Below are 9,781 nucleotides of genomic sequence, written 5' to 3'. Positions count from 1 at the left end.
GACCGGGGGAGTGGCGGTCACCGGCTGCTCGCTGCGCCGTCCGGAGCGACGGCCCCAGGTCGGCACGCCGTCGCCCGCGCGCTGGTAGGGAACCGCGTCGGCGGCGGAGGCGCCGCGCAGGAGCAGCGTCTCCCGGGTGCTCCCGCGGCTGACGTCAGGCGACGAAATCGTCCTCACCGCCCCGCGAGATGGTCAGCGCACCCTGCTCCTCGAGCGTGCGGATGACGGCGACGATCTTGGCCTGGGACTCCTCGACGGTCCGGGTGCGGACCGGGCCGAGCAGCTCCATCTCCTCGAGCAGGTTCTCCCCGGCGCGCTCGGAGAGGTTGCGGACCACCTTGTCCCGGACGTCCGTGCGGACGCCCTTGAGCGCGGTGGCCAGGTCGTTGGCCTCGACGTCGCGCAGCACCAGCTGCAGCGACCGGTCGTCGATGGTGACGATGTCCTCGAAGACGAACATCTGCGAGCGGATCCGCTCGGCCAGCTCCGGGTCGCTGCCCTCCAGCCACTCCAGGATGGAGCGCTCGGTGGGCCGGGAGGAGCGGTTGATGATCTCCACGAGCGTCTCGACGCCACCGACGGTGGCCATGTCCTGGTAGGCCAGCAGCGAGCCCATCCGACGGCCCAGCTCCTCCTCGACCATCCGGACCATCTCCGGCGAGGTGCGGTCCATGACCGCGATCCGGTAGGCGACGTCGGCCTGCTGGTCGGGCGGGAAGCCCGACAGGACCTCGGCCGACTGCGGCGCGGGCAGGTGCGCCAGCACCAGCGCGGTGACCTGCGGGTGCTCGTCCTTGAGGAAGGTGACGAGCTGGCGGACGTCGCTGTTGCGCAGCGAGGCGAACGGCAGCTCGGTGTAGACGACGTTGAGCCGGGACAGGATGCCGTCGGCCTTCTCCTCGCCCAGGCCGGCGGCCAGCACCTCACGGGCGAACTCGACGCCCCCGGTACCGACGAAGCGGCGGGCCTGCATGAGGGAGTGGAACTCGCTGAGCACGTCGTCGACGTCGGCGCCGTCCACCCCCTGCAGGCGCATCAGCTCGCTGGTGAGCTTCTCGACCTCGGAGGGGCGCAGCTGCGCGAGCACGGCGCCGGCCTCCTCCTTGGAGAGCTGGGCCAGGAACACCGCCGCCTTCCGCAGGCCGGGCAGCTCCTTGCGGGCCACCACGACGGGTATGACCGAGGTCGGTGCCACCCCGACGAGCTGTTCGACGCTGGCGATGCTCACTGCTCACTCCTCGTTCTCGGGGGCACCATCGGCGCCCTCCTCCTCCATCGGCAGTCCCGGGCCCGGTCGGGCACCAGGTCCACGAGACGCCGATGGCGGGCCGGGTCCCCGGTACCGAGGACCCGACCCGCCACCGGCGGTCGTTCACTTCGCGTCGGCGAACCAACCGCGCAGCATGGTGGCGACCTCGTCGGGGCGGTCGCTGACCATCTCGGAGATCTCGCCACGGACCTTCTCCCGCTGGGCCGCCGCGATCTGGTGGGCCCGGTCGTCGAGCGCCGGGTCGCGGATGCTCTCGACCTGGATCGGCTCGAAGTCCGGCTCCTCGTCCTCGAACTCCTCGTACTCCTCCCGGTTGCGCCGCGAGCGCAGCCAGACGACGAGCACCAGCAGCGCGATGCCGAGCGCGATGCCGCCGGTCTTCACCAGCGACCACATCTGCGCGCTCTTCTCGGCGGCCTGGGCGGCCTCGAGGTCGGCCGCGGCCTGTTTCGCGGCGGTCTGGTCGAACGCCATGTTCGCCACCGTGATCGCGTCCCCGCGGGCGGTGTCCAGCCCGACGGCGTTGCTGACCAGGTTCTGCAGCTGGACCTGGTCGACCCCGCCGGCTGTCGCGCTGTCCATGGCGACCGAGACGGTGAGCCGGTCCACGGTGCCGACCGCGCCCTCCGTCGTCGTCACCGTCTTGCCGACGGCGTTGTTGGAGGTGGTCGAGGACTTGTCGTAGGTCGAGTCGCCGGTCCCGCCCGTGGTCGGGGTCTCCGCGCCCAGCACACCGCCGGTGGCGCCGTTGGCGCCGGTGTAGCCCTCGGTGGTGGTGCTCTCGGAGATCGCCGGGGTGCCCGCGGTGTAGTCGTAGGACTCGGCGGTGGTGTCGACCTTGTCGAAGTTGAGGTCCGCCCGCACGGTCACGACGGCGTTGTTCGGGCCGGCGATCCGGTCCAGGATCTGCTGCGCGTTGGCGGCCAGCCGCGCCTCGTACTCCTGCTCGGCCTGGGCCTGCGCGTCCCCGGTGCCCGCGGTCGCGCCCTCGCCGGCCGCGGACAGCACGGCGCCGGTGGAGTCGGCCACGGTCACGTCGGCCGGGTCCATCTTCTCGATGCTGGAGGAGACCAGGTGGGTGACCGCCTGGATCTGCTCACCGGACAGCGACGTGCCCGGTGCCAGGTCCAGCAGCACCGAGGCGGTCGGCTTGCCCTCGTCGGTGGCGAAGACCTCGTCCTTGGGCAGCGCGATGTGCACGACCGCCTCGTTGACGCCGTCCAGGGCCTTCAGGGTGTTGGCCAGCTCGCCCTCCAGGGCGCGCTGGTAGGACACCTGCTGCTGGAACTCGCTGGTGGTGATGCCCTGCTCGTCGAGCAGCGCGTAGCCGGACTCGTTGTCGGCCGGCAGGCCCAGGCCGCTCATGGTGAGCCGCAGGCTGGAGACCGTGTCCTGGGCCACCATGATGGTCTGCCCGCCGTCGGCGAGCTCGTAGGGGACGCCCTCGGTGTTGAGCTCCTCGACGATCGCGGAAGCGTCGGCCGAGGCGAGGTTGGAGAACAGCGGCGACAGCGTCGGCGCGGTGATCCAGCGGTAGAAGACGAAGCCGCCCAGCACCAGCCCGGCGACCAGCAGGCCGATGACGATCTTCTGGCCGATGCTGATCGTCTGCAGCAGCGAACGGGCCTTGGCCAGCGGGCCGGCGAGGGCGGCAGGCATCAGATGTTCATCCTCATGATCTCAGTGAAGGCGGACACCGCCTGGTTCTTCAGCGTCACCACGGTGTCGGTGGCCAACTTCGCCTCGTTGCTGGCGATCATGTAGTCGGTCACGTCGTTGAGGTCGCCGGTGGCGGCCTGGGTGGCGAGCGCGTCGGTGGTCGAGTGCATCCCCTGCAGCTGGTCGACGGAGCCGGCCAGGATGGAGGCGAAGTCGGCCCCGGAGGTCGACGTCGTCCCGGGGGTCGCCGCGGTGCCGGCGATCCCGGACAGTGCGCTGAGCCCGGAGACGCCGGACATGGCGGAGGTGATGCCTGCGATCGGCGAGGTCATGGTCAGCCCTTCCCGAGCTGGAGCGCCGCGCGGTAGGCGTCGGTGGCGCGGTCGATGGAGGACAGGTTCGCCTGGTAGCTGCGCTGGGCCTGGATCAACTGGGTCATCTGGTCGCCCATGTCGATGTCGGGGTAGCGGACGTAGCCGTCGGCGTCGGCGAGGGCGTTGTCCGGCTCGTAGACCACCCGGCCCTCGGCGCTGCCGAACTGCGCACCGGCCACCTGGACGCCGCCCTGGCCGGAGCCGTAGTCGGCGGCCTGGACCACGATCATCCGTTCCTGGAAGGCGGCCTGGTCGGTGGAGGTGGCGGTGTTGATGTTCGCCAGGTTGTCCGAGACGGCGTCCATCCACTTGCGGTTGGCGTAGAGCCCGGACCCGGAGATCCGCAGGACGTCGAACGTGCTCATGTCAGGAGGTCCTCAGCGCCGAGCGGAGCAGGCTGTACTTGCCGTCCAGGGCGTTGAGCGCCAGCTGGTAGCGCAGCCCGGTCTCGGTGGCGATCGTCGTCTCGGTGTCGAGGTTGACGTTGTTGCCGTTGGTGTTCGTCGGGTCCATCGACTGGTCCACCGAGCCCTGCGCGACCTTCGGCGTCTGCCCGTTGGCCAGCTCGTTCCGCAGCGTCGACTCGAAGCTGACGCGGGAGGCGAGGAAGCCGGGGGTGTCGACGTTGGCGATGTTGTCGGCGGTCACGTCGGCCCGCTGCTGCAGCCCGGTCAGGGCGGCGTGCAGCGCGGTCATGGTCGTGTCGGTGATCACCGGGCGCTCGTGGGGGAGCGACGCAGCACGGATTACCTCCGGGTACGGCGGGACGCACCCGCAGGAGGTGCCTGCGGGCGGGGGTCCGCCGATCCGTGGCGGGATGGTGCACTCCGTGCCCTCAAGTCATCGGCAGTCCCTATGACGAACATGACCGCCTGCACCTGGTCGGGTGCAGACGGTCATGTGGCTTCCGAGCGTGGGGAGGGGGCCCCGCTCACATGGCCCGGTCGACGTACAGGGCGACCGGGCGGGTCGGGGCGTAGGACATCCGTGCGGCCACGTCCCGCTGCTTCTGGGACTGGGTGATCCGCTCGACGAGCTGTTCGGCGACCGCCAACTGGTGCTGCAGCAGCTGGGCGGCGCGCTCCCGGAGGTCGTCGGGGAGCGGCCCGAGGTTGCTCGGGGGTATCCAGTCGGTGGTGCGTCGCCCCCAGGCCGCGATCTCCTCGGCCCGGCCGCGGGACAGGGTCTCCTCGGCGTCCAGGACGTCGCCCTCGAGGGCGTCCAGGACTGCCGGCCACGAACGCGCTTCGTCGACCAGGGTGGGGAAGTCCGCGGCGCGGTTCCGGGCCCCATGAGCAGGGCCGCCGCCGGTCATGCCGGACTCGTGGCGAGGGAGGCCGCAGCCTCCGTCCAGGCGTCCCGCAGCGGCTCGACGATCTTCCGGCAGTCGGCCACCCGGCGCAGATCGCCCTTGGTGTTCGCCCGGATGAGCTCCGACAGCAGCCACGCGTACAGGGCAGAGAGCCGAGGGCCGCCGTCCCAGATGTCGACGCGAAGGCTGGCCTGCAGCTCCAGGATGATCTCCTGCGCGTGCTGCAGCTGCGCACTGGCCTGCTCGCGGTCGCCGGCGGCCATCGCGGTGTGCCCGCGCTCGAGGTCGAGGGCGAGCCGGTCGTAGAGCATGACCAGCAGTTGGTGGGGTGACGCCGTGGCGATCGAGTTGTTCACGTAACGCGCGCGGAGCGAAGCGGCACTCATCGGTGGTTCTCCAGGGGTCGGTGCGGCGGCGGTGGAGATCAGGAGTCGGACGAGGACCAGGAGGGCAGCGACTTCAGCTGCCCGGTCAGCCAGGTCGACTGGCTCTGCAGGGCGCCCAGCGCCTTCTCCATGGCGTTGAACTGGGTGGTCAGCGAGGCCTTGCGGGAGGCCAGCCGCAGGTTCCAGACGTCGATCTGCTTCTGGATGTCCTTGGTGCGGGCGTCCTGGCTGTTGGCCAGGTTGGTGATCATGCCCGCAGCGGAGTCGCTGGCGCGCTCGGCGAGCGAGGACAGCCGGGACGCCAGCCCGTCGGTGTCGATCGTGTCGTCGGGGGTGTAGTTGATGTTGTCGGCGCCCGCGCCGGTGGCGCCGCCCACGATCTTCTGGGTGAGCGTCGGGTCCGCGACCAGGGCCGCGGAGAACACGGTGGCATCGAACCTGATGGTGCCGTCCCGGCTCAGAGAGATCCCCGCCTTGGCCGGGGACGAGCCGCCGACCGCGTTGGAGACCTGAGTGAGCATCTGGCTGGCGAGGTTGGTCAGCGTCCAGTTGCCCTTCAGCGCCGCGGGGCTGCCCTGGCTGCTGTCGGTGTTCCTCCTGATGGTGCTGAGGGCTGTGTTGGCCGCGTCGATCATGGCTTTGACCTTGGCGGTCACCGCGCTGGTGTCGTTGGCCACCGTGATCGTGGTGGCGGCGTCGGTCGCGGCGCTGACCTGCGAGACGGTCACCGACACGCCGGTGAGCAGCTCGTTGAAGGTGTTGGACGACGACGTCAGCGGCATCCCCCCGATTTTGATGATGGCGTCCTGAGGTGCGGCGCTGGTGAACGCCGAGCCTGTGGGGTCTGCGTCGCTCGTCATCTTGAAGGAGCCGACAGTCCCGGTCGCCGCGCCCGTGACCTGCAGCTTGTAGCCGGTGTCCAGGTGAATGACGCTCGCGGACAGGCCGGCGCCGCTCTTGTTGATCGCCGCCGCCGCGTCGTTGAGCGAAGCGCCGGCGTCCAGCTTGATCGTGGTGCTCTTCCCGCCCTGGGTGACGGTGAGCGGCCAGCCGGGCATGGTGCCAGTGGAGCTGGTGGCTGCCTGCATCGGGTCAGAGGAGGAGGCCCAGGTGCCGGCGCTGAGTGAGGTCTGTGCCGTGGCCAGCTGGGAGACCGAAAAGCTGACGCTGCTGCCGGGGACGGCGGTCGCCCCCGCCGTCGCAGCGGCGGTCGTGCTGCTGCTGGACGCCTTGCGGGCCGCGGTGACACCGCTGCCGGTCAGCGCCTGCGCGGCGGAGGACAGCGAGGCGAGGGACGTGTTGATTTCCCGGTAGGCCTTGGCGTCGTCCTGGCTGTCGGCCAGCTGGTTCTTCAGCAGGTCCTGGGGCTGCGCCTCGATCTGCATCAACTGGGTGATCATCGACGTGTAGTCGATGCCGGAGGACAGACCGGTTCCCGTGCTGATGCCCATGGGCGCTTCTCCTCTGACGTCGTGGTCCAGGCGGCCCCGGTGCGGGCGACGAGCCTGTTCTCCTGAGATCGGTCCGGACGGGGCGCTCCTTGACTCGAACGCCCCGACTTCGTCACCGGCTCCCCCGGACGAGTTCCCCGCGTGGCGTCGGCGGGCTGTCGCCGCGTCAACGCGGCCTCTGGAGTCCGGGCCGGCCCGGGCACGCCGAGGAGGGGAGAGGCCGCAGCCTCCCCCCTCCTCGGGTGGATCAGGTGGTACCGGGTCGAGCTAGGTCGATCAGCCCAGCAGCTTGAGGATGCTCTGCGTGGACTGGTTGGCCTGGGCCAGCATGGAGGTGCCGGCCTGGGTCAGGACCTGGCTGCGGGTGAACTTGGACATCTCGGCCGCCATGTCGGTGTCGCGGATGCGCGAGTTCGACGCGGTGGTGTTCTCGATGGCCACGTTCAGGTTGTTGATGGTGTGCTCGAACCGGTTCTGGATGGCACCCAGGTCGGCCCGAACGCCGGACACCGTCTTGATGGCCGCGTCGATGGCGTTGATAGCAGCCGAGGCACCAGACTGTGCCGAGAACTTCGGCGAGGCGATGGCGACCTGGTCAGTGGCGGTGCCGAGCGCCTTGCCGCCGCTGGCGGTGATGCCCGAGATGGCCGGCTCCGTGGACGCCAGCGAGAAGGTCAGCGCAGTGGCGCTGGTGGCCGCGAAGGGGCTGACCGAAACCCCGAGGGTCTTGCGAGCAGCCAGGTTCAGCGCGGCCAGCGCGGTCGCCCCGTCCGTGGCACCCGAGTAGTCCACCGTCGACAGGTCGAAGGTCTTGCCACCGAAGGCAACGCTGCCCGTCAGGCCGGTGAAGGCCGTCTTGTCGGCGGTGAAGTCATCGACACCGGCAGAGCCGGCGCTGTGGAAGACGAGGCTGCCAGCGGTGGTCGCGTTGGCAGCCGAGCTGGTGACCGTGCCAGCGGCGGTCCCACTGGTGGCCGCTGCGTAGGTGCCGCCCGCAGCGGTGACGTTGATGTTGCCGACCCCCAGGCCGACGGCGTCCAGACCGGTGTTCGAGGCCGTCTTGATGCTGACCCCGATGGTCTCACCGGCGTTGGCGCCGACCTGGAAGGTCTTGTTGTAGCTGCCGTCCAGGAGCTTGGTGCCGTTGAAGGTGGTGGTGTCGGAGATGCGGGTCAGCTCCTCCTTCAGCTGCGTCATCTCCTTCTGGATGCTGGTCTTGGCGTCGGTGTTCAGGCCACCGTCGTTCGAGGCCTGGACCGACAGGTCACGCATGCGCTGCAGGATCGAGGTGGTCTCGTTCAGCGCACCTTCCGCGGTCTGCGTGACGCTGGTGCCGTCCTGGGTGTTGCGGACGGCCTGGGTCAGGCCACCGATCTGGGACTTCAGGCCCTCGGAGATCGCCAGGCCGGCGGCGTCGTCGGCCGCGCGGTTGATCCGGAAACCGGAGGACAGGCGCTCGAGCGACTTGCTCATCGAGTCCTGGGTCGAGGACAGGTTGCGGTACGCGTTCATCGACGCGATGTTGGTGTTGACGCTCATGCCCATGGTGTTCCTCCGTGGAATCGGGGGCGATCAGGTGGTCCCGCTGCATCCGTGCTGCGGGGTGTGACAGATGTGGTTACGGCTGTCGGCCGTGGTTCCTTGAGCCGAACCGCGAGAATTTCTCGAACCGGTCCCCTCAGGCGGGTCGAGCCGCTCCCTGCGACGTCGCCGGTGTCGGGAGCTGCCAGGTCGGTCGTCGGTGGGCTCGCTGGGCAGGCACACGTACGGACGGTGGGGGAGTGGCCGTGCGCGCGGCCGTCTGCTGGGCGACCACTCGGTCGACGTAGGCCCGCTGCTGGTTGCGCGCGCGCACCCCGCCGTCGGCGGCCACGGTCTGCCCTTCCCAGATCTCGCTCATCGCCGCGTGCAGCAGGGTCAGCGCGCGGGCCCGCATCTGCGACACCCGAGAAAGGGTGACCCCGAAGCTGTCAGCGATCTCGGTGAGCGACTCGTCGCCGAAGAAGTTCCGCTCGACGACCTCGTCGAGCCGGTCGGGGAGCGCGGCGATCGCTTCCTGCAGGTGCCGGGCGCGCTCGCCGCGCAGCAGCGCCCGCTCGGGGGAGTCCCCGGTGGCCGGCAGGTCGAGCGACCCGCCCTCGGAACCGGTCTCGGCATCGATGCTGACCATCACGGCCCGGTGGACGTCCACCTGCAGCGTGTCCAGCTCGCTGCGCGGCACCCCCAGGGTCTCGGCCAGCTCCTCCCGGGTCGGCGGCCGGCCCAGCCGGATGGTCAGGGCGTCCGCCGCGGCGTCCGTCCGCCGGGCCGCGGCCCGCACCGAGCGGCTGGCCCAGTCGCCGGAGCGGAGCTCGTCCAGGACGGCGCCCTGGAGGCGGGGGAGGGCGTACGTGGAGAACGTCGCGCCGGCGCCGGGGTCGAAGCGTCGGGCCACCTCCACCAGGGCCACGTGGGCGCAGGAGAGCAGGTCGTCCCTGCTGACGTGGCTGGGCAGCGAGATCCGCGCGGCCACCGCGTTCACCGCGAACTGGGCCAGCGGCAGGTGCGTGGTCACCAGCGCGTCCACGTCGGAGGGCGGGCGCTCGTCAACGAGGGTGCGGGCTGGGCTCACGACGTCCTTCTCGGCAGGATCCGCCCGCTCCGGGACCGATCCTGGGCCAAGTCTGTGCGGACCCGGATCGGCAGGTCGGCACAGTCCGGATCTCGGCTTGACCGGCCGGGCGGAGGTGCCGATGGCTCCCTCGACGAGCACCCGCCGACCGGTGGGCAGCTGCGAGCGCAGACGACGAGGGAGGGGCCGGGTATGGACCACCAGCACCTGTCGACCCTGCTGTGGCGGGAGCAGGAGCTGCTCGACCTGCTGCTGTTCAAGGCCGAGGAGAAGCAGTACCTGATCCTGTCGGGCAAGACCCGGTGGCTGGCGCGCATCGCCCATGAGATCGAGGTGGTCCTCGAGCAGCTCCGCACGCTCGAGGTGGAGCGGGCTGCGGCGACCGAGCAGATCGCCGGCCGGCTCGGCATGGAGGCCAATCCCTCGCTGCGCCAGCTCGCCGACTCCGCGCCGGCTCCGTGGTCGGACCTCTACGCCAAGCACCACGAGACCCTGCTGGTCCTGGTGACCGAGCTGCGCGGGCTCTCCGACGCCAACCGGGAGATGCTCGAGGGTGGTCTGTCGGCGATCAGCGACGCGTTGACCAGCGTCCGGACGCCGTCCGCCGGGACGTACACCAACAGCGGTCGCGCGGCCGGCAACGCCTACCGCTCGGTGACCCTGGACGGCGCGCTGTGACCCACCACCAGACATCCGACGAGACCACAAGGGCAGGGCA

11 protein-coding genes are annotated in these 9,781 nt (G+C 70.4%); 1 reads left to right on the top strand and 10 read right to left on the bottom strand.

Features of this window, described 5'->3' with window-relative positions; translation table 11 throughout:
- Window positions 1–154 precede the first annotated feature (154 nt).
- The 10 genes from fliG to FHL79_RS20060 all read right to left on the bottom strand — a co-directional run bounded on the left by fliG (window position 155) and on the right by FHL79_RS20060 (window position 9,063).
- Window positions 155–1,228: a flagellar motor switch protein FliG gene (gene fliG, locus FHL79_RS20105; protein ID WP_138760345.1), complete on the bottom strand. Its 1,074-nt coding sequence runs from the start codon at window positions 1,226–1,228 to the stop codon at window positions 155–157.
- Between the two features lie 144 nt (window positions 1,229–1,372).
- Window positions 1,373–2,929 (bottom strand): flagellar basal-body MS-ring/collar protein FliF, encoded by a 1,557-nt coding sequence (fliF, locus tag FHL79_RS20100; protein ID WP_138760344.1) that lies wholly within the window; start codon window positions 2,927–2,929, stop codon window positions 1,373–1,375.
- Window positions 2,929–3,261 carry a flagellar hook-basal body complex protein FliE gene (gene fliE, locus FHL79_RS20095; protein WP_138760343.1) on the bottom strand — a complete coding sequence of 111 codons (333 nt, stop codon included), beginning with the start codon at window positions 3,259–3,261 and terminating at the stop codon, window positions 2,929–2,931. Before fliE ends, fliF begins: the two co-directional genes overlap by 1 nt.
- A gap of 2 nt (window positions 3,262–3,263) precedes the next feature.
- Window positions 3,264–3,668: a flagellar basal body rod protein FlgC gene (flgC, locus tag FHL79_RS20090; RefSeq protein WP_138760342.1), complete on the bottom strand. Its 405-nt coding sequence runs from the start codon at window positions 3,666–3,668 to the stop codon at window positions 3,264–3,266.
- 1 nt (window position 3,669) lies between these two features.
- Window positions 3,670–4,017, bottom strand: a complete 348-nt coding sequence (gene flgB, locus FHL79_RS20085; RefSeq protein WP_138760341.1) for a flagellar basal body rod protein FlgB — start codon at window positions 4,015–4,017, stop codon at window positions 3,670–3,672.
- Between the two features lie 217 nt (window positions 4,018–4,234).
- The gene (locus tag FHL79_RS20080) at window positions 4,235–4,618 is read right to left on the bottom strand and encodes a hypothetical protein (protein ID WP_138760340.1); all 384 of its coding nucleotides are present in this window, start codon (window positions 4,616–4,618) and stop codon (window positions 4,235–4,237) included.
- Window positions 4,615–5,001 carry a flagellar export chaperone FliS gene (gene fliS / locus FHL79_RS20075; RefSeq protein ID WP_138760339.1) on the bottom strand — a complete coding sequence of 129 codons (387 nt, stop codon included), beginning with the start codon at window positions 4,999–5,001 and terminating at the stop codon, window positions 4,615–4,617. The genes FHL79_RS20080 and fliS overlap by 4 nt, the downstream gene beginning before the upstream one ends.
- A gap of 38 nt (window positions 5,002–5,039) precedes the next feature.
- Window positions 5,040–6,452 carry a flagellar filament capping protein FliD gene (fliD, locus tag FHL79_RS20070; RefSeq protein WP_138760338.1) on the bottom strand — a complete coding sequence of 471 codons (1,413 nt, stop codon included), beginning with the start codon at window positions 6,450–6,452 and terminating at the stop codon, window positions 5,040–5,042.
- A gap of 276 nt (window positions 6,453–6,728) precedes the next feature.
- Entirely contained in the window at window positions 6,729–7,991 is a 1,263-nt protein-coding gene (locus FHL79_RS20065) for a flagellin N-terminal helical domain-containing protein (protein WP_246081038.1), read from the bottom strand.
- 139 nt (window positions 7,992–8,130) lie between these two features.
- Window positions 8,131–9,063, bottom strand: a complete 933-nt coding sequence (locus tag FHL79_RS20060; RefSeq protein WP_138760336.1) for a sigma-70 family RNA polymerase sigma factor — start codon at window positions 9,061–9,063, stop codon at window positions 8,131–8,133.
- Window positions 9,064–9,255: 192 nt separating this feature from the next.
- Here FHL79_RS20060 and FHL79_RS20055 point away from each other — a divergent pair, with 192 nt between their 5' ends.
- A complete protein-coding gene (locus FHL79_RS20055; protein WP_138760335.1) occupies window positions 9,256–9,741 on the top strand; it encodes a flagellar protein FlgN in 486 nt (161 codons plus the stop codon).
- Window positions 9,742–9,781: the final 40 nt, after the last annotated feature.

Origin of the sequence: Modestobacter altitudinis, from assembly GCF_005930475.1 — a bacterium.
Taxonomy (GTDB): Bacteria; Actinomycetota; Actinomycetes; order Mycobacteriales; family Geodermatophilaceae; genus Modestobacter; species Modestobacter altitudinis.
This window is presented reverse-complemented; position numbering and strand designations above follow the sequence as displayed.

What these genes read in the sequence shown, in the direction of transcription:
- fliF (WP_138760344.1), bottom strand. Translation starts at nt 2,929, where the DNA reads ATGCCTGCCGCCCTCGCCGGCCCGCTGGCCAAGGCCCGTTCGCTGCTG.
- fliE (WP_138760343.1), bottom strand. Translation starts at nt 3,261, where the DNA reads ATGACCTCGCCGATCGCAGGCATCACCTCCGCCATGTCCGGCGTCTCC.
- flgC (WP_138760342.1), bottom strand. Translation starts at nt 3,668, where the DNA reads ATGAGCACGTTCGACGTCCTGCGGATCTCCGGGTCCGGGCTCTACGCC.
- FHL79_RS20080 (WP_138760340.1), bottom strand. Translation starts at nt 4,618, where the DNA reads ATGACCGGCGGCGGCCCTGCTCATGGGGCCCGGAACCGCGCCGCGGAC.
- fliS (WP_138760339.1), bottom strand. Translation starts at nt 5,001, where the DNA reads ATGAGTGCCGCTTCGCTCCGCGCGCGTTACGTGAACAACTCGATCGCC.
- fliD (WP_138760338.1), bottom strand. Translation starts at nt 6,452, where the DNA reads ATGGGCATCAGCACGGGAACCGGTCTGTCCTCCGGCATCGACTACACG.
- FHL79_RS20065 (WP_246081038.1), bottom strand. Translation starts at nt 7,991, where the DNA reads ATGAGCGTCAACACCAACATCGCGTCGATGAACGCGTACCGCAACCTG.
- FHL79_RS20055 (WP_138760335.1), top strand. Translation starts at nt 9,256, where the DNA reads ATGGACCACCAGCACCTGTCGACCCTGCTGTGGCGGGAGCAGGAGCTG.